Genomic DNA, 19,157 nt, shown 5'->3' on the forward strand with positions numbered 1-19,157 from the left:
TTAGCTGCTGGAACGATGAATGCTACACCACCGGCAGGGCGGTGTAGCCCCGGTATTCCCGCTCGCTGGCAAACTCCACGTCGGTGTAATCCTGCACGACGCCGTACAGGGTATCGCGTTCGACGGGTTGGCGGCCTACGGCACGGATCATCTTCACCAGGTCTTCGGTACTCATGGCGGGGTGCTGCTCGCCACCGGCCATGGAGTAGATCCGAGTCGTATCGTCGATGGTGCCGTCGAGGTCGTCTACTCCGAAGGCCAGACTCAGCTGCGCGGTGGTCCGACCGATCATGGGCCAGTAGGCCTTTACGTGGTCGAAATTATCCAGGTAGATGCGGCCGATCGCGTAGTTGCGCAGATCCTCCACCACCGTCGATTCCGGCAAGTGGCTGAGCTCGTTGTTCTCGTTGCGAAACTTCAGGGGGATGTAGGTCTGAAAGCCCCCCGTTTTGTCCTGTAGGGCCCGCAGCTTTTCGAGGTGGTCGATGCGGTGACCGTAATTCTCAATGTGGCCGTACAGCATGGTGGCATTGGAGCGTCCCCCCAGTTCGTGCCAGATTTCGTGGATACGTAGCCACTGTTCACCTGAACACTTGCCGCCGGCGATCTGATCGCGGATCTCGTCGGCAAAGATCTCCGCGCCGCCGCCGGGCATACTGTCGAGGCCGGCCTCCCGCATCAGCCGCATCCCCTCTTCGTAGCTGATCTTGGCCTTCTTGAAAATGTAGTGGTACTCTACCGGGGTGAGGGCCTTGATGTGCAAGCCGGGGCGGTGCGCCTTGATCCGGCGGAAGAGCTCGGTGTAGAAGGGGACATCATACTGCGGCAGCACGCCCCCCACGATGTGCACCTCCGTGACAGGCTGATCGTCGTACTTTTTGATGATGTCGAGCATCTCGTCCATCGTATACTCCCAACCGTCTTCCCGCTTCTTCATACGGCGGCTGTAACTGCAGAAGGTGCAGGTGTAAAGACAAACGTTGGTGGGCTCTACGTGGAAATTCCGGTTAAAGTAGGTGCGGTGGCCGTGTTTGCGTTCGCGGACGTGATTCGCCAGGGCTCCCAGGTAGCCGAGGGGGGCCTCTTCGTAGAGCATCAGGCCTTCCGCGGGGCTCAGTCGGGTGCCGTCGGCCACTTTTTGGGCGGCGGAGCGCAGGTGCCGGGGCAATTGGGTATCGCGAAGTATGCTGGTGAGGCCGGTGGAAGGCATAAGAGATGGGGTTGACGGTAAGGGTAGAACACCCCGGCCAACTTTCAGTTTTTTCTGAAAGTAAATAACTTAATTTATTCTACGGTCAGCAGTTGTCGTCGGATTTCCCCGCCGCCGCGCCAGTAGTAACGATAGACCACCCGCACGGCTTGCCCCGGTCGGAGGGGAAGTCGGCGCAACTGCCGGGGGCGGGCGAGGAAGGTGAGGTATTCCCCCGAGTGCAGGCGTAACAACAACTCCCGGTCGGGGGTCATCCCGGCGTAGGTGCCCTCCGTCTGGTACAGTTCCCGACCCTCCCGGGCGGTGGTTTCCAGCGAGTCCGGAGGCGGATTTTTGGGAAGGGAGATCGCCACGTCGTCCTCGGCGAGTGCAATGTCGTTGTAGTGCAGCTCGGGTTCGACCGTGCCGGGACCCAGACCCAGGAGGATCGGACAATCCGCCGTCAGACGATCGACGAGCAGGCCGCCGAGTTGCTGGCGATCACCCGCATCCGCCGCCGAGAGCTGCAGCTCCGCACGGATGCGAACGGCGTGTGCGGTAGCAACCACGGTGACGCAATTCGTAGCCTGCACCCGGGGGTATACGATCTCGGGGGCCGTGGTCATACAGTCGCACACCTCGACCGCTAGGGTATCGAGCAGCCCCTGGCCCGTCGAGACAACGGGCAACAGCAGGATCGTCGCGAGGAGAAAACGTAACATCAGTTTATAGAACAACTCGCGGTCCCATTGTTGTGAGGTCGGCGGTGGAATACGTGACGACCGCAGTAGGGGATGCGCTATCTTATGCCGCATGCGCCACCTTTGTTTCACCATCTTGCTTCTCCTCTGCTGCGGTCACGATCGGGGGGCGGTCGCCCAGCAGCGCCCCAACATCCTTTTCGTACTCACCGACGACCAGGGCATCGGCGATCTCTCGCTGCACGGCAACGACAGCATCCGTACGCCGAACTTGGATGCACTGCTCCTGCGCTCCGCGCGCTTCGATCGGTTCTACGTAAGTCCGGTCTGCGCCCCCACGCGTGCCAGCTTTCTGAGCGGGATGTATCACCCCCGTACGGGCGCGGTCTTCGTAACCCGCCGCCGGGAGAACATGGACGCCGGCGTGACGACAATCGCCGAATACCTACGCGAAGCGGGCTACCGGACGGGGCTGTTCGGTAAGTGGCACAACGGAGCCACCTTTCCCTATCACCCCGCCGGCCAGGGATTCACCGAGTTCCTGGGTTTTACCCTGGGCCACTTCAACGACTACTTCACGGGTAGGCTGCGCAACGAACGCGACGAGGCCGTTCCCTTCCAAGGCGACCTCACCCGGATATTCACCGATTCCGCCATGCACTTCATGGCCCGGGACAGCAGCCCCTTCTTCTGCATGCTCGCTTACCAGGCCCCCCACACCCCGGTGCAGGTGACGGACGAACGCTGGAACGCGGTCCGGCCCCGGGGACTCACCGACTATAACACGGGCATCTACGCCATGGTAGAGTCCGTCGACCAACAGATCGGCCGACTCGTAGAGGAGCTGCGACGGAACGGAAAACTGGGGAATACCATCATTGTATTTTCCACCGACAACGGGCCGAACGGGGATCGCTACCGTCAAGGATTGAGGGGGACGAAGGGCCAGGTAGACGAGGGGGGTGTCCGAGTTCCCTTCGGTATCCGTATACCGGGCAATCCCGCCAATGGCCGCATCATTTCCACCCCGGCCGCCCACATCGATCTACTACCGACCCTCCTGGAGGCAGTTGGCGGGCCGGCCCCCGCCGGCGTAGACGGCATGAGTTTACTACCCCTTCTCCGCGGAGGTAACTTCCCGGAACGCTACGTGTACGCCTTCGGCCAGGGATACGACTATACCGGTTACCCGGGCAGCATGCGCAATGACCGTTACCTCTACGTAGCGCGGGACAGCAATAACCACGAACTCTACGATCTGCTCGAAGACCCCGGCCAGCAAACCGATTTGTACGCTGAAACCGAGATCGGTCCCCGGATGGCCGCTACCTACCGACAATTCGCAACGTCCATCGGTCGCCCGGAGCTGGTCGCCCCGCCCATCGATCTACTGGCCGCACCGGATACCGTCCGTTTACTGGCCCACGAAGGGGAACCTACGGGCCGGACCCGCTTTCGGGACGACTACGGCTGGGCGAATGATTACTTCGTCGATCTCGGCGTCGACGGAGCTTACTGGCCGGTCACCGCCGCACGGAGCCGGCAGTTTGAGGTGGTGGTCAGGTATCACCTGGATGCCCCGGTCCCACGCAGCATCACGGTAGCGACCGACGCGGGCACCCGCCTCCTGGGTTCCCTGCCCCCCGCCCGCACGGAGGAGTTACCGGTGGCGGACCGGGTCCCCCGCAAGGAGGTGTACCCACGAGCCTGGGGGGAAGCGGTCCTGGGGGTACTTCAAATACCGCCCGGAACCAATCGGATCACGATCGCCTCACCCGTTCAGACGGGGGAGGAAACCGGACTGTGGGTCAAGGAACTGGTCCTGCGGCCTACCGGAGAATGACCACCTTGCCGAGTCCGTTACGGAAGTAGGCGCTGGTGCCGTTATCGTAAGATTCCAGGGTTTTGCCTCCGGCATCGGAAGTGATGACGCGGTAGAGGTATACGCCGTTCGCCAGGCGATCGCCGTACTCGTCCGTGCCGTCCCAGGTGAAGTCCGTTTGGTGGGTCCCGATGGTAATGTTCTCGTACGCCAGCAGGTCGATGTCCCGTACGACCCTTCCCGCCACCGTCATGATCTGGATGCGGAACACGTCGGGGGGAGTATTACCCGTGAGGGTGTAGACGAAGCGGGTCTGGGTGGTGAAGGGGTTGGGGTAGGTTAGTACGTCGCTGATCAGTTGCTGGTTGATCACCTCAAAGGACTGTCGGTATTCCAACTGGCCGGCGGCATTGTCCGAGCGATCGCTGGCCTGTACGACCAGACTGTATTTTCCGTCCATTTGCAGATCGGGGCGGAAGTAGATCTCGGCCTTATTTTCACCGTCCGGGGGAGCGGGAATGAATTCCACCCGTTCGTCGGCCAGGGCGACGGTCTGGGTCGCTCCGTCGGGGCTAATCAACTGAATGACGTAAGCGCTGGAATCGTTGAGGCGGCGGTAGGGGCTCTCGTCGCGCAGTTGAATCAAAATTTCCGGTCTTCCGCTGACCAGTTCCCCGTCGCGAATCCGCCGGCCGTCGTAGTACACCTTCAGGTCCGGGGCGATGCGATCGGCGGATACCTCCAGATTCGTGGAAAGTACGTTGTTGAACAGAACGTCCTCCGGTTGGTCCTCGGCGGGGTTCAGCGTAAGCTGCAGTCGCAGACCGGATTCCGCCGCGTCGGTGGGCAGTGTGAAGGCTACCTTGTCGGTGGCGCCGGCCGCGAGTGGCGCCTGACGTTTGCTCAGCACCGTTACGCGATTGTTCACGTCCGTCACGTTCAGCTCGACCAGGAGGCTGTCCAGATCGCTGTACGAGACATTTTCGTAACCGATTTCCAGCTGAGCCACCTGCCCCTGTTCGAGGCTGTCGGGCACGGAGTAGGCTACGGACGGGCTGATGGCTACGTCGCCCGGCTGTTGGTAATCGAAGTAGATTTCGGCAACGGAGGCTACCGTACGGTCCTGTTCGTCGAACAGTTCTACCGCGGCGACCATGAACGGATACTCTTCGGCGCTATATCCGCTTAGGTCATAATCGAACACCTTTGTCGTAGTTATGGGTAGAGATTCTCCCGTCAACGGGGTACGCTCACCCGTAGGGTCCTCTCCGTAAAGCTGGAAATAGCAACTGTCCGCCGTACCGATATTCTGGGTGCTGAACCGCAGCCGAAGATTCTTCCACTCCAGGGCGGGGCCGACCGGCTGGGTGGCATAGATGCCCCGCTCACGGTTTTCCTGAATGGGAAAGAGCAATTCGGTCGTGGCCGTCTGTTCCGTAGCGATCACCTCGCCCAGCGGGCCCCGCCCCTTCTGGTAGGCGAAAGTGTAGGGTACAGATCCGAGTTGCATCAGCAGTCGCGCCTGCTCGGCACCCTCGGCCTCCAGAACGTCGTAGATTGATTTTCCGAGGCGGAGCGAGTCCTGGGCCCATCCTTCGTGGTGGTACTCTATGTCACTGCCCCGTTGTACACTATAGACGAACACGTACCGCCCGGGCGCAATACCGCTCTCCAGAAAGTCGATCAGTCCCTCCCGGCCCCGGTCGGTGCGGGTGTCAAAACTCCAGGGGGTGGCAGTCCCGGTAGGCGTGTTGTAGGATCCGTCGCCGGCTTTATACCAGATACCGTTGTTGGTGCTGTCCACGACCATTACCTGAATACCGGCACGAATCCTCCAGGGGTGGGGAGAGTTGAACCGGGTGCCGTTCCACACGAGGCGGGGCATATTGCGGTCCTGGTATAGCCCGTTGAATATTTGAATGTCGTTCGTGTTCCTACCAAAGGTCCACTTCGGGTCATTGGCGCGCATGATTATGTCTTCGGCGTTTCCGTCGACGAATTGACCGGGGTGCTGCAGGGCGAACGCCACCTCCCTTTCGGGATGATCCCGCAGGTAGGTAAAGCTGCTTCGGGACCAAATGAAGCCAACGTCCTGGGTCCGCGAACTATCGGGACTAATACGCCAGTAGTACGTTGTACTATCCATAAAGGATATTGTCGGCCGGTACCGAATCACTCCACCCGGGGCGGTGATTTCGTCGTCGACGAGGGTTTGGGCAAAATCGGAAGTGAGTGCCATCTGTAGACGATACTTCCGCTCGGGAGCCAGCGGGTCGGAAGAAGAAGCGACGAGTTCCACGCCCGGCCCCACTACGGCGTAGTCCGGCGGGAAGGCCACCCGGGCGGTATTGGCGATCACGGTAAGCGGTACGCCGGGTTGTCCGCCCACGATCAACTCATTATTGCCTTCGGCACCCGCCGCGGGAAGTTCGGCGATCGTATTCTCTCCGTCGACCGTCACTAACAGGCGGTTAAGCCCTACCGCGTCGAAACCGATATTCGGGAGGGGAAGGGTCAAGGACTCGTCGTAATGAGGCACCGCGACCACCATGTTCGTCAGTTCACGGACTTCGCCGGAGGGCAGGCGCTGCCGGAAGCGAAGGGTCATGCTGTCGGGCACGGATTCATCCTTGGTCCCCAGGTTAAGCAGCCGTAAATTGATACGAAAGCCCGTATCCTGGGCCGCAACGACGGAGGGTGTGAAACTTACCGACGCCGGATCGACCACTAGGTCGGGGCCGGGCCGGGGATGAAAACGGAAGGCCGGATCACCGCTCAGCGCAAACTGCTCGAGCAGAATGCCCATCGTAAAGTTGCTGGTGCCCGCGTAGTCCGCTACGGTCGATTTGATGGCGTCCCCGATACCCATGCCGTAGTTATCGTTGGCAAGGTGATTAAATACGGCCCGGCCGTAGGTGCCCAGCGCGCTGATGTACCCCAGGCCCTTGGAGGCCGCAAAAGTGATGGCTCCCCCCTCCGGCAGGAAGATGAAACGTTCGCTGATGCTGCGGGCCTCGGTAAAGGCATCGCCGCTGTAGCAGCCCAGGCTCATCATGAAGGGGTACTTGTCCTTATTCTTGTAGTTGTCGGGATTGTCGATGTTGAAGTCGAAACCCTGGCTGCTGGAGTGACCGTAAAAGGTCAGAATAGAGACGCCGGCGTTGATCCGGTTGAAGATGATCTGTTGGCGGGTCGTTTCGATAGGATCGGTACTGGTACGGAAAACCCCGGTCACGTTACCTCCCCAGGTGCTTTTCTCAAAGATGTTTTCCATCGTTCCCAGGTTGTACCGGATGGACGCCTGCTCCCCGGCCGACTGGCCTCCGCCGAGAAAGAGAGCCTGCTTCATCCAGTCCAGGTCCTCCGTGGTCTGAGAGGCTACGGTAACCTGCCGCTCCACGGCCTTCAGTTTGGTCACGTAGATGCTGATTTCTTCCGGTGTGATCGCGGCCAGTCGTCCCGTGGCCAGTCGGGGCGTCACGTCGCCCGGCACGGCCGTGAGGAGGTTGTCGGAGGCCGGTAGGCCGAAACTGGGAACAAAGAAGGTTTCGCGGGCCCTGGCCAGCTGCTCCTCCGTCCGTAATTCGTCGTACTCCCGTCCCTTCCCTACGATGAAAAGGTAAGCCAGCCCGGGAGCTCTTTCCATCGCCGCGCTCAGGTAGTTACGCAGCGCCTGCGGGTGGCGGCTGACGCCGTAGCCAAAGGCATCGTAAATATCCTCCACGTACACCCGGTGTACCCGGTAGCCTCCCCCGACCGCGGAACTCCGGTAGCTGGTCAGCGCATCCATTCCGGCACCGGCTAGTCGTCGGCTGGTAAGCACCAAGTAGTCGGCACTCGACTCCGGCAGTAGTTCCCGCAATTGTAGGGTGGCGGAGGACGCAGGAGCCATATACGTACCAACGAGCCGAAAACGGCGCTCCGCGGCGGCGGCGGGCAGAAGAAAGGCGTTTCCGCTGGGTACGTACACCCGGTCGTTGTCCAGGTCGTACAGCCGCGCTCCCGCCAGTGACCCCGCGAAAGTGAGCGTGCGGGCGTCCCCGGCCGGAAGGGTGAAGGCCAATTGATTTCCGGAGAATACCGCCGTAGCCGGATAGGTCACCCGGGCGTAAGCCAGGTTGGCCTTGTCCTGGTCATCCGCCGTACCGGCGATCCGAACCGCCGCCCGCTGACCCGATGGAGTAAAGGAAAAGGAGGCGGTGTGCATACTCCATTCCGTACCGCTAACTTCCCCCAGTAACTGTCCGCCCACGCTAATCTGCTGCAGATGCTCGTTACCAAAGGCCAGCCCAAACCGCAGCTCCAGCGTCCCCGCCGCCCCCGTAGCATCGGGTAGTGCGAGGTCGATGTCCGTCACGGTGGTTCCGTTGCTCGACAGCAGATCACTGCTCCCGCGCGAGCCGAACCCCTCGGCTAATTCGTAGTGAGAAAAATAAATGGACGTACCACTGCTGCGCCGGAAGAATTTGCTCTGCTGGTCTCCAAATACCCGCTCGGTCGTCCGCTGAATCACCGTGCTGTTCGGACCCGCTGCCGTTCCCGGCCCGGAGGTAAACCGGGGCACGGGTACCCCCGCCTCCGCCAAACCGAGGTAGTAAGCAGCCGTATCGGTGTACATGCCGTAGCGCGGATTCAATTGTTGCGCGGCGGGATCGGTAAAGAGGTAGGTATCGAGTTCCCCCCGGCTCCGGCGGCCGTAAAAGCTTACCGCATCGGATGTTACTTCCACGGGAATGGCTTCTCCGTGGTGGTACATGACTAAGCGACTGCCCACGTCTCCCCCCGGGGAAAGGCCCGCGGCGTTGAGCGTAGCGGCATCAATGCGGTACATCCCGTCTTCCACCACGGTAACCTTCAGAAAGGAACTGCCGGGAGCAAACCACTCGTTACCGAATCGCTCCCCGTGCTCGGTATCCACTTGGGCGACCAGGACTAGCGATGAGAGAAGGGTATACAGGAGGGTAAACGTGCGCAGCATAGGGATCCTTTTTGTCCGGAAAACCGCCGAACAACTAATATAGAAGCAGTCAAACAATAAAGGTAACGTGATTGGATAGCAGACCAATACGATGTTCGGCCGGTATTTGTCCGGTATCCGCTATTGACGTACGCCGATGGTCACGCTCTGTGAGCCGCTCTGTCCCCGCAGCGGGGGCATGCCACGGTACGCCAGGCCGAATTCCAACACCCCTTCTCCGACGGGCAGATCGGGCGGGAGATGCAGCGGACCGTCGTACAGTAGTACCTCCTCTCCCGCTGCCAAGTCGTTGATCCGCACCGGTGCCAGGGCCCAGTATCGTTTACCACCGTCCGCATCCCAGAGAATAGCAAACAGATCGAGGGGCAGTTCACCACGCAAATCGACCGCCTGGGGAGAAAGCGCGCGAAGCCGGATGGAATATTTCCGCCCCGGAAGAAGGACCGACCTTGGGAGCTCCGACGGGAAAAGGCTTACGTGCGCGGCCACCTGAAAGTGTTCAATCTCCCGGAGCAACATATCCCGCTTTTGGGTACGGAACGGCAGGGCGCCCTCCGTCTTCCAGTCGGCCTGCCCCAAAAGGACCACGGGCCGATCGTGAAAGGCCGTATCGCCCCGCCAGATATCGTACTGGCTGGGTCGGTACTCCACGTCGGTAAATGTCCAGGCCGGGCGACCGCCGCTGTAGAAGGTATACAGGGAGGCCAGGCGGTAGCTGTTCTCAACGATCACGGGTCGATCGCCGGCCCTGGCGGCAAGTCGCTCCACCCAGGGAGCATGATCGAAGGGCTTATCGAAGGGGAGCCAGTCCCGCGGCGCGGCGATCAGGAGACGGGCCACGAGCAGCAGCGCACCGCTGAGGTAGCAAAGGCGTAGCAGGGAACCCTGCCACGCCGGGAAGCGCCGTGCCGCCTGGAAAGTCAAAAATACCAGGGGTATACTGAGCAGGGCGGTCCACTGCGCTTCGGTACCCCCCTTGGTTGTGGTGTACAGAAAGAAAAGCATAAATCCGGCGATCAACCACCTGCAGGCACGTTCAAAGTCATCGTGCGCCCGGTCTTTCCACAGGGCCTTTACGTAGTGGTATACCAGTAGCGGGCTGAAGATTAGCAGTTGATTCAGAATGTACTCGGTCGTAAACTTGAACTGGTAGGGATCGTCACGGCCCCCCAAATGGTAACGGAAGGAGGGGTAATCGTTGGTATACTGCCAGTATAGGTGCGGCAGGAAGAGCAACAGACCGGAGAGGGCGGCGATCCAGGCCCCCCGCTGCCGAAGCAGCCACCCGAGCTTGGGTAGTACGGAAAAGGTGATGAGTACGATGCCGTGGTATTTGCTGTAGAGCAAGCCCGCCATAGTGAGCCCCCACCACAGTCCCGACCAGCCGTCGGGGCGCGCTAAAAAGCGCCGGTAGGCCAGGAGGTAAAGTACCGTAAAGAGCAATAGGGGTCCGTCGGGTGTCGCGATGAAGCCGTACACCTGCAACATGGGTTGGGCAAAGATCAGGGCGGCCGCCAGCGTGAGTTCGGCTCCCCGGGGCCGCTCGAGTAAATGGTACAGGGCGGCTACCGTAGCCGTGCCGGCCAGTACGTGCCCGAACCGTATTCCCAGCGGGCCGGGAAGCCAGTCCATGCCCAGACTTACCAGCAGAGCCACCGCGGGCGGGTGGTCGAAATAACCCCAGTCGAGCCGGGAAGCGTACATCCAGTAGTACGTCTCGTCGGGATCGAGGGGCGTTACCGCGGCCTGGATCAGGTTCAGCAGGAACCAGGCCAGCAGGAGCCAGTAAGGATGAACGTTGCCGGGACGGGAAGCATGCACGTCGGCGAAGGTAAGCGCGGGCGGTGGGGTAAAAAAGGAGCCGTACCAACGCTATCGGTACGGCTCCGTAAATTGAGAACACTGAACATTACACTAATTTTCGACCATGACCTTTACCGCGCCGTTGGCGAAACGCAGGACGTAAAGGCCCGTTGGGATATCTGTAGGTAGGTGGAGGGAACCCTCGGCGGTAAGTGGATACTCGCCGATGAGCCGGCCCATCTGGTCGACCAGTTGGGCGACCGGGCGGTGCCGGGGTCCCTCCGACCGCGATTTATCAAGGTGGATGAGTGCCCCGGCAGTCGCGGGATTCGGGCTTACCGCGATGGCGGCGGCGGTACTTCCCATCCATTCCGCTCCCCGTATGCCCAGAGAGTTGACCGTGCCGTCGTAGTCGTGTTGGTCGATACGGTAAAAATTTGTTCCCGGGGACGGCCGCTCGTGCAAAAATTCGTAGGTGGTGGACTCCCGGGTAGTCCCCTGACCGCTTACCCGCTGAAGTTCCCGGAAGGACTGCCCGTCGGTGCTGTGGAGCAGGCGATAAAAGTCGTTGTCGGCTTCCGCTGCGGTTTCCCACCGCAGAGAGATCCCCCGCGCGACCGGCAGGGCGGTCCAGGACAGCAGGTCTACCGGCATGTTACCGGATTCTCCCAGCGTGCAGGGGCCGGAGGGCGGACTCGCAGGCCCGAACAGGTTGAGTCGGATACTCAGGCATACCAGGGCGTCAAGATCGAGCAGCATACCGTTGAGGATGGCCGCGCCGGTGGGACCCGCCAGTGAGGAGGTCGCTCTGCCGCCGGCCATAACGTCCAGACCGGCTTCCGTACCGTCGAAGGTGAACTTGGAGCCGGAGCTGACCAGGGTGGATGCCAGAAACTTCGGTCGGCTATTCTTTCCGACGACAACGTCTACGCCCCGCAGGTCGATAAACTGGTAGAGTTCTAACTCTCCGAGTCCCTCGCCGATGGTGAGAGCGCAGATGTCCTCCGGTCGGTCGCAAGCTGCGGAATAGGTTGTTTGACCGTCAGCTTTCTCGATTTCGCAGTGGCAATAGGAATTGCCCCGCAGCGGCTGACCGAATAGACCGGCTAATAGTAATAGTGAAGTTAGGTACAGGTGATGCATAATAGTGTCGTTATAGGATTTGCGTTGAACATAATGGCACGGCGGGTCCGGTCCCCCGCACGTAAGGTGGTTGGGGGTCCCGCCAGGATAGAGGCAGATACTTTCATAGCATACGGAATCCGTCATCCGCGTGGGCGGAAGGGCAGGGTGGCGCAAAGCCATCCCGCGGCCGGATGCTATCCGATTAAATACAGAGAAGCGACGCGGAGCAGTATCCGGTCACGATCGGCTATCGGTAACTAATACCAATTAACCATATAGTTGGGAGGGGGACGGTGCTCGCGGTGTACCCGAGCGGGCTGTTGTGTGTGCATAGTGGTGCGGTGTTGTGAGAATAAATAGGGTAACAACCATTCTCCGGGAGGGTAGCGTGGCGAAGCGCACCGTATGAACCGGTCGTTCGCGGCAGCGATGCCTGGAGATATTGCTTAAATGCGGAAAACACAATCGCGACAGGTAGCTAAAGCCAAGCCGGCGCGTATTTAGTCAAAACTATTCAATTATCCTAAAGTGACAGCTACGAACAGCAAGCGAACGGAGTACAAAACTGTACGGTACTTGCGTGGTAGATGCCGATTACAATAATCGTCCGGCAGCCGGGTTAGACTGCCGCTTAGATTAACCGTATTCCAGCTAATCTCTTACCTCAATATACGAAAAAATATCGTACGAAGTTCACCCCGTGAGCATTAAATTTCAATTTATTGTGCATTATCCGAAATTTGTTTTACGGGTGTCCACCTAGCCGGTATTTACGTGTGTAGGGACATCAATTTAATTGGCTCTTCTTTGGTCTTCGGATGGTAGATTCTTTTCCCCCTCCGGGGAAAGTGTGATGGGTAGCCGGATCTACCAACAGGCGCGGCTTCGACCGGGGGGCGTGGGCCTAAGTATGGCTTTGACGGGGATTTCGGATATTTGCGGCACTATGCAGTATACCTTCTTTCCCGCGGCGATCATCTGTCTTGGTTTGTTCCTAGCTTGTAACGATGCCCAGGAGGAACCGACGGGCCGGCAGCCGGTCGACCTCACCTCGGATTTACTGGGCACCTGGGAGACCATCGAGTACGAGGTGAACTACCAGACTTACCTCGGTGGGGACACGGCCTACGTGGAGCACATCCGGGAAGCCGACTGGGGGCGCAAGTTTGGCGTTCGCCCGCCGAGTACGGTGTTTTCCGCCGACGGAAAGCTGCGCAGGACGCACCGTTTGCGCACCGGTCAGGTAGCCAACGTGACGAACGGGATCTGGAAAGCCCAGGGTGATAGCCTCTTCGTCATCGAGCCCAACATCACCTACACCTACCACCACGACCTGCAGGGCGATCGTATGTTGCTGAGGGGCATCGTGGACCAGGATCAGGACGGCGTACGCGACGACACCTTCCGGGCGGTCTACCGCCTCGTAGGCCGCACCCGCTAAAACAGACGAAGGGCGCCCCGGTATGTACCGGAACGCCCCGTCGACTTACAATGGTAGAAAGAAAACTAAACTTTTAGTTGGCGACCAGGAACCGCGAGCTTTGGCCCCGCACCCGCACTACGTAGGTTCCCGCGGCGAGTTCGGGAAGGGTGAAGCCGCCCCCCTGCAGGCGGTATTCGCCGAGAACGCGACCCGTCGGTCCGATCAGGTGAGCCACCTCGCCTTCCGTACCCGGCAGGTTCAGGTTCAACCGGTCGCCCACCCGGGCCGGGTTCGGCGTAGCGGAGCGCATGGCGACCGCCGCGATGTCGTTCCAGGAGGCCGACTGTACGCCGAGGGCGGTATTGCTTCCGTCAAAGTCGATCTGCTCGATGCGGTAATAATTTATTCCGGTGGCCGGCGCGAGGTGCCGGTAGGTGTAGTCACTAATTTGGTCGGTGGTGCCCCGGCCTACGATGGTGGCGATCTCCTCGAAGGTGCGCCCGTCCCGGCTGTGGAGAAGCAGGTAGTAGGCATTATCCTTTTCGGACATGGTGCTCCAGCGGAGTTCGACGTAGTTGTCGTATGCTTTGGTATTCCACGATAGCAGACTGACGGGAAGCAAGGCCGGTGCGGAAGGACCCCAGAGGGTGCAGGTACCCTCGCACGACTGCAATTCCTGATTGTAGGCCCGTATGCCGTTAGGGTTGTTACCCCCGCCCGGACCCATCGTACGCGTGGTACCCTGATCATCGATGATGGTGATGACCACGCCGCCCCCGCCGTTCAGGAGCGAAAATTGGGTGGCATTCGAAGAGAAGGTAGCCCCGCGGAAGGTGGGCGAGGCATGATTGCCGATGTACACGGTAATATCCCGCAGGTCGGTGAATTCGCGGAGATCGATGTCTCCGATGCCGGCTCCCAGCTCGAGGCTGCAGACGAGGTCGGGGCGGGAGCAACCTGGTGAGCGGACGGTCTGGCCATCAACGCGCTCGATGAGGCAGTTGCATTCCTGTGCGGAAACGGATTGGGGGGCGAGGAGGGGCGCTGCCACAAGCAGCGCGGCCACCATAGATTTAATCATGAGTTTGTTGTTAATAGTGTTCAGAATAATCGGACCAATAGATCCGGGTGTCTCGTCGCTGGTGCGAATACCAATAAATACAAACTATTCAAAAAGGGGTAAAATACAGTGTTGTGTTGTTCAAATGTGTCAGAATCGGGTTATGTAGCCGTTGTGTCTCAAATCAATATAACGTCCCTTGTACTGATACAATGGTACTTAAATGTCAAACTTGAAAAAGATAAGGAAGTGTTGTGTCGTTCAAATGTGTCAGAATCGGGTTATGTAGCCGTTGTGTCTCAAATCAATATAACGTCCCTTGTACTGATACAACGGTGCTTAAATGTCAAACTTGAAAAAGATAAGGAAGTGTTGTGTCGTTCAAATGTGTCAATAGTGTCGTGTAGCCAATATATAGATCGTTGGACCCGCCCGCTTAATCCGATATTCGAATGAGCATAGCAGGGCACTTCGTTCCGGACGGCACGATAGTACCGTCGGAAGGATACCTTACAGAAGTGGAGGGGGGGAGATCGCTGCTGTAAGCAGCGCGCGGGGGGAGTTCAATGTTGTGTTGTTTTTCAGTGTCTACAATACGGACATAATGTCCAAAATCGATAAAGAGCCAAGCCACAGTGTTTACTGAATATTACCGAGCGATCAAAAGATCAGGACATAAGTCATCGATAAAGTAAATAAACATAGCCTCTGTGGTAAAGCAAAGTGCTATTAACATAAGTCAAAAGCAGGAGCGGTCGACGTAATAAACTCGTATAACCGGCTTGCGATACAAATGTACGGCGCTTTGTGGGATTAAAAAGTTTCTACACCGATTTGTTCTAGGGTAAATCAAATTTTAACGTTTGGCAGTATTTAGGGAGTAGTTATGTGCCGCTAATTTTTGGGAATTAAATACTACCGTGCCCGGGGGCATTATGCTCTAACGTGCTTTACGTTGGCGGGCCGCAAAGGACGTTTAGTCAGGATATTTGTCCCGTTGACATCTGTTTTGCTTCCCCAGCAAGTTTATCGGTAGATGCTGTTTTCCTCACGATACTTCCGCCAAAGTGATCTAATCGTTCACTAAGCTGTGCCGTTTATGCCCATAATAAGGGAGTAGGGCTATTTATTCCCATTGTGGCGGAAATAAAATTTAACGATCTAAGCGAAGCGTCATTCCCTTTTTTCTGCCGTCGTTACCCTCAGATTGAGGTCGCTCAGTTGTTGAGCGTCGATCCGGGCCGGCGCGTCGATCATCACGTCGCGGCCCTGGTTGTTCTTCGGAAAGGCGATGAAGTCACGGATGGAGCTCTGTCCGTTCATGACGGCACACAGGCGGTCGAAACCGAAGGCGATGCCCGCGTGGGGTGGGGCGCCGTACTCGAAGGCTCCCATCAGGAAGCCGAACTGCTCCTCCGCTTCCTCGGGCGTGAAGCCCAGCAGTTGAAAGTTCTTTTCCTGCAGGCCCCGGTCGTAGATCCGTACCGACCCGCCGCCGATCTCGGCTCCGTTGATTACGAGGTCGTAGGCGTCGGCCTTCAGCGATTTCATGGTTTCGTGATCGCCGTTGAGCATCCGGTCGACCTCCTCCCGCTTCGGCGAAGTAAAGGGATGGTGCATGGCGTGGAAGCGGCCGGCCTCTTCGTCCCACTCCAGTAGCGGGAAGTCGACCACCCATAGCGGCTTGAAACTGCCGGCGGGGATCATGTCGTACTCCGCCGCCACGTGTAGCCGCAGGCTGCCGAGTTGCTTGCGGGTCTTCTCGTCATCGCCGCTCAGGACCAGCATAAGGTCGCCCTTCTCCGCTCCCGCGGCCGCGCCCCAGGCCTGCAGTGCGTCGGCATCGAAGAATTTGTCGACACTCGACTTCACGCTGCCGTCCTCGTTAAACTTGACGTAGATCAGGCCCTTCGCCCCGATCTGGGGGCGCTTGACCCAGTCCGTAAGCGCATCGAGCTGTTTGCGGCTGAGGTCCGCCTTTCCCGGTACGCGGATGCCCACGACCAGCTCGGCCTCGTCGAACACCTTAAAGCCCTTACCCTGCGCTAGCTCGTTCAGCTCGGTCAGTTCCATGCCGAAGCGCAGGTCGGGCTTGTCGGAACCGTAGCGGCGCAGGGCTTCGTCGTACTGCATGCGGGGGAATTCGCCGAGCTCGGTACCCTTCAGTTCGCGGAACACGTGGCGCGTGAGCCCTTCGAAGGTGTTGAGCACGTCCTCCTGGGTCACGAAGGCCATCTCGCAGTCGATCTGGGTGAATTCCGGCTGGCGGTCGGCCCGCAGGTCTTCGTCGCGGAAGCACTTCACGATCTGAAAGTAGCGATCGTAGCCGGCTACCATGAGCAGCTGTTTGAAGGTCTGCGGACTCTGCGGCAGGGCGTAGAACTGCCCCTCGTTAAGCCGACTGGGCACCACGAAATCGCGTGCGCCCTCGGGTGTACTCTTGATCAGGTTGGGGGTTTCCACTTCCACGAAATCCTGGTCGCCTAGGTAGGCGCGTACGGCCAGGGCGAGTTTGCTGCGGAAGATGATGTTCTTCTGGAGCGGTCCGCGGCGCAGGTCGAGGTAGCGGTAGCGCATACGCAGGTCGTCGCCGCCGTCGGATTCGTCCTCGATGGTGAAGGGGGGGACCTTTGACTTATTGAGCACGGTGAGCTCGCGGGCCAGGATCTCCACGTCGCCGGTGGGGCGGTTGGGGTTCTTATTGGTCCGTTCCCGGACCGCGCCGGTAACCTGGATGACCCATTCCCGGCCTAGTTTGCGGGCCCTTTCGGCCAGGGGCGCGTCGTCGTCGCTGTCGAACACCACCTGGGTGATGCCGTAGCGGTCACGCAGATCGACGAAGGTGAGTCCGCCAAAATCCCGGCCGGCCTGCACCCATCCGCTGAGGGTTACTTCTTTTCCGGCATCTTGGAGGCGGAGTTCGCCGCAGTTGTGGGTACGAAACATGGGTCGTTGGGTTGAGGGGGCGAAGGTAGCAAGCTTTGTTTGTATAGCGGCGGCGCGCGGGTGCAGGGTTTACGGGGGAAGAGCCGGGTAAGAGTTGCCGGGTTGCCATACCCCGGGGTTGGGGTTTCGCAGGTTTTCCAAGCTGACCTTGTATCGCAGGTAGAGTCAAAGGTTGAGGCTTTCTAAGCCGACCCAGTCCTGCGGGTTGATTGCGTTGCAGGGTCGCCCCAGAGGGACTCATCCTTTGTTCTCCAAACCCGACCTTGTATCGCAGGTAGAGTCTAAGGTTGAGGCTTTCTAAGCCGACCCAGTCCTGCGAGTAATTGTGTTACAGGGTTGCCCTACAAGGGCTCATCCTTTGTTCTTCGAAGCCCGACCCTGCACTGGGAATTGACTGCGTTAATGGGTCGCCCTAAAAGGGCCCATCCTTTTTTTCTCAAAACGACCCCGCGCTGCGTGTCAAATCAGCCATGTCTCAACTGCTCCGGGGGACCGCGTATGGGTGTCAAACATCACCGCCCCACGAGTATAACCCGCTCGCCCGGCATGACCGCGTAGCGCACGTAGTCCGGTCCTTCTCCGTCTCTGACAACCTGCAAGGGACTACCGGCATCCGCGTCGTTGGAACGCTTAACCTGTACCGAAGTCCAACCTTCCGGAACGACCGTTCGGAGCGTGAGCGGTACGTTATACACCGCGGGGTCCAGCGTACACCGGACGTGGACGGTGATCTCATCTTCCGACCGTCGTTCCTCCACCCGGCTGTTCTCCCGCTCCCTGATATACTTGGTCACCGTGGCAAAGGGGGCTATCCAAAGGCGGTCTTCCCGCTCCTTAATGTAAGCGAAGTATTCCCGTAGCTCAGCCGCCGGCCGCGCCGCCCAGCCATAGTCGTCGACGCCGTGTAAAACCTCCACCAGCCAGATGTTGTCGTGGGCGAGAGTGGTGTCGACCCAGTCCTTCATTGCCTGCAGACTGGTGTTATCGGTCGGGCCGCGCTGCCACTGGACATATTCCTGCCGTACGGAGCCCGGCGCCACCCGACTGCCCCGGTTTAGTTCGGCGAGGTAGGGCGCGGGCATGCGGTTGCGCAAAGCGGGGTAGACCCGGTGGGCAAATTCCATGACCCGCTCGTCCTCGGTTCCGTAGGGCCCCTCCGCGGAAAAAGTGGCTGGCTCTCCCAGAAATTTAGCGATGTCGGCCCGGCTTTGTTCCAGTTCGTAACGGAGGTTCGGGGCATCGAGGACGGCCAGCCGGGGGTGGGTGACCGTATGGCTGGCAATTTCGTGGCCGGCGGTCTGGTAGGCGCGGTAGTCGTCCCAGGTGGTAGTATCTACCGGGTTGTCGTGAAATACTACATCGTCGGTGTTCCTGAGGGTGCCGGCACGCAGTTTGGCGTAGGCCTCGTCGATGAGGCGGTGGGCTTTCGCTATCTGTCCGGCCTCGTAGCGGGCGCCGGCATCGGAATGGTAGGTGATCGCTTCGGTCGTACCCGTGAAGGCGATGAGGGAGGCACGCTCAAAGAAGTTGGTGGAATCCGTGGGCGTGCGGGCGGTTTCGGCGATGATTAGCTCCGGATCCCGCCCGATAAATTTACCCCGTTCCGACCCTTCCACCTTGCCGGTGATGATGTAGAAGGTGGCTAATAGTCCGAGCGAATCCAGGATCGGCCGCGCCACCGTGAACTGGGTGATGATGCCGTCGTCGAAGGTGAGGGATACGGCACCGATCTTATCCCCCTGCCACCGGGTGATGACCGAGGTTTCCGGGGAAAGCGGTGACGGGGCGGGCGTTGTGCACGACGTAAGGAGCAGGACAGCCGCCAGAAAAGCACAGAGTGAGGCGGCGGGAGCAGTTGGCATCAGTGAGGATCGCATAGGCAAGTAACTTAGGCATTCTTGCGAGTTTTCCGCGAACCAGCGGGTCTAGGGCGTAAAAGTTCCGGTAGGTGGGGTAGACATACCGTCGCCAGACTATATTTCCCGGTACTGCCGGAAATAACCTGCGTAAAGGGAATAATATGTGACATATACACGCACTATTCGTGTATAAAACGATATTCGGCAAAATTCCCACGCCCCATATAGTGTATGAACAATAAATACAAAGG

General features: G+C 59.2%; 10 protein-coding genes. 2 read left to right on the forward strand and 8 right to left on the reverse strand.

All coding sequences use genetic code 11. The features are described from left to right. Positions 1-22: 22 nt before the first annotated feature. Positions 23-1,210 (reverse strand): aminofutalosine synthase MqnE, encoded by a 1,188-nt coding sequence (gene mqnE, locus NMA52_RS02535; protein WP_254826064.1) that lies wholly within the window; start codon positions 1,208-1,210, stop codon positions 23-25. Between the two features lie 74 nt (positions 1,211-1,284). Beyond that, entirely contained in the window at positions 1,285-1,911 is a 627-nt protein-coding gene (locus NMA52_RS02540) for a hypothetical protein (RefSeq protein ID WP_254826065.1), read from the reverse strand. Between the two features lie 91 nt (positions 1,912-2,002). Here NMA52_RS02540 and NMA52_RS02545 point away from each other — a divergent pair, with 91 nt between their 5' ends. Beyond that, positions 2,003-3,733: a sulfatase-like hydrolase/transferase gene (locus tag NMA52_RS02545; protein ID WP_254826066.1), complete on the forward strand. Its 1,731-nt coding sequence runs from the start codon at positions 2,003-2,005 to the stop codon at positions 3,731-3,733. Here the strand turns inward: NMA52_RS02545 and NMA52_RS02550 are convergent. The 3 genes from NMA52_RS02550 to NMA52_RS02560 all read right to left on the reverse strand — a co-directional run bounded on the left by NMA52_RS02550 (position 3,720) and on the right by NMA52_RS02560 (position 11,636). Beyond that, positions 3,720-8,690 carry a C25 family cysteine peptidase gene (locus tag NMA52_RS02550; protein ID WP_254826067.1) on the reverse strand — a complete coding sequence of 1,657 codons (4,971 nt, stop codon included), beginning with the start codon at positions 8,688-8,690 and terminating at the stop codon, positions 3,720-3,722. The two genes, NMA52_RS02545 and NMA52_RS02550, sit on opposite strands and share 14 nt — an antisense overlap. Before the next feature lie 120 nt (positions 8,691-8,810). Then, a complete protein-coding gene (locus NMA52_RS02555; RefSeq protein ID WP_254826068.1) occupies positions 8,811-10,511 on the reverse strand; it encodes a glycosyltransferase family 39 protein in 1,701 nt (566 codons plus the stop codon). Positions 10,512-10,604: 93 nt separating this feature from the next. Continuing rightward, positions 10,605-11,636 (reverse strand): hypothetical protein, encoded by a 1,032-nt coding sequence (locus tag NMA52_RS02560; RefSeq protein WP_254826069.1) that lies wholly within the window; start codon positions 11,634-11,636, stop codon positions 10,605-10,607. 928 nt (positions 11,637-12,564) lie between these two features. Between NMA52_RS02560 and NMA52_RS02565 the strand changes: the two genes are divergently transcribed. Next, positions 12,565-13,059: a hypothetical protein gene (locus tag NMA52_RS02565; RefSeq protein ID WP_254826070.1), complete on the forward strand. Its 495-nt coding sequence runs from the start codon at positions 12,565-12,567 to the stop codon at positions 13,057-13,059. Between the two features lie 73 nt (positions 13,060-13,132). Here NMA52_RS02565 and NMA52_RS02570 read toward each other — a convergent pair whose 3' ends face one another. The 3 genes from NMA52_RS02570 to NMA52_RS02580 all read right to left on the reverse strand — a co-directional run bounded on the left by NMA52_RS02570 (position 13,133) and on the right by NMA52_RS02580 (position 18,924). After that, positions 13,133-14,122, reverse strand: coding sequence for a hypothetical protein (locus NMA52_RS02570; protein WP_254826071.1), 990 nt, complete (start codon positions 14,120-14,122; stop codon positions 13,133-13,135). A 1,152-nt stretch (positions 14,123-15,274) separates the two neighbouring features. Beyond that, on the reverse strand, positions 15,275-17,047 hold the full coding sequence (gene aspS, locus NMA52_RS02575) for an aspartate--tRNA ligase (protein ID WP_254826072.1): 1,773 nt from the start codon (positions 17,045-17,047) through the stop codon (positions 15,275-15,277). Positions 17,048-17,559: 512 nt separating this feature from the next. Then, on the reverse strand, positions 17,560-18,924 hold the full coding sequence (locus tag NMA52_RS02580) for a polysaccharide deacetylase family protein (protein ID WP_254826073.1): 1,365 nt from the start codon (positions 18,922-18,924) through the stop codon (positions 17,560-17,562). Between the last annotated feature and the right edge of the window lie 233 nt (positions 18,925-19,157).

This window comes from Lewinella sp. JB7, from assembly GCF_024297185.1.
Lineage (GTDB): Bacteria > Bacteroidota > Bacteroidia > Chitinophagales > Saprospiraceae > Neolewinella.

Excerpts from the sequence above, each read along its gene's own strand:
- NMA52_RS02560 (WP_254826069.1), bottom strand. The coding sequence starts at position 11,636 with ATGCATCACCTGTACCTAACTTCACTATTACTATTAGCCGGTCTATTC.
- aspS (WP_254826072.1), bottom strand. The coding sequence starts at position 17,047 with ATGTTTCGTACCCACAACTGCGGCGAACTCCGCCTCCAAGATGCCGGA.
- mqnE (WP_254826064.1), bottom strand. The coding sequence starts at position 1,210 with ATGCCTTCCACCGGCCTCACCAGCATACTTCGCGATACCCAATTGCCC.
- NMA52_RS02550 (WP_254826067.1), bottom strand. The coding sequence starts at position 8,690 with ATGCTGCGCACGTTTACCCTCCTGTATACCCTTCTCTCATCGCTAGTC.
- NMA52_RS02545 (WP_254826066.1), top strand. The coding sequence starts at position 2,003 with ATGCGCCACCTTTGTTTCACCATCTTGCTTCTCCTCTGCTGCGGTCAC.
- NMA52_RS02565 (WP_254826070.1), top strand. The coding sequence starts at position 12,565 with ATGCAGTATACCTTCTTTCCCGCGGCGATCATCTGTCTTGGTTTGTTC.
- NMA52_RS02570 (WP_254826071.1), bottom strand. The coding sequence starts at position 14,122 with ATGATTAAATCTATGGTGGCCGCGCTGCTTGTGGCAGCGCCCCTCCTC.
- NMA52_RS02540 (WP_254826065.1), bottom strand. The coding sequence starts at position 1,911 with ATGTTACGTTTTCTCCTCGCGACGATCCTGCTGTTGCCCGTTGTCTCG.
- NMA52_RS02580 (WP_254826073.1), bottom strand. The coding sequence starts at position 18,924 with ATGCGATCCTCACTGATGCCAACTGCTCCCGCCGCCTCACTCTGTGCT.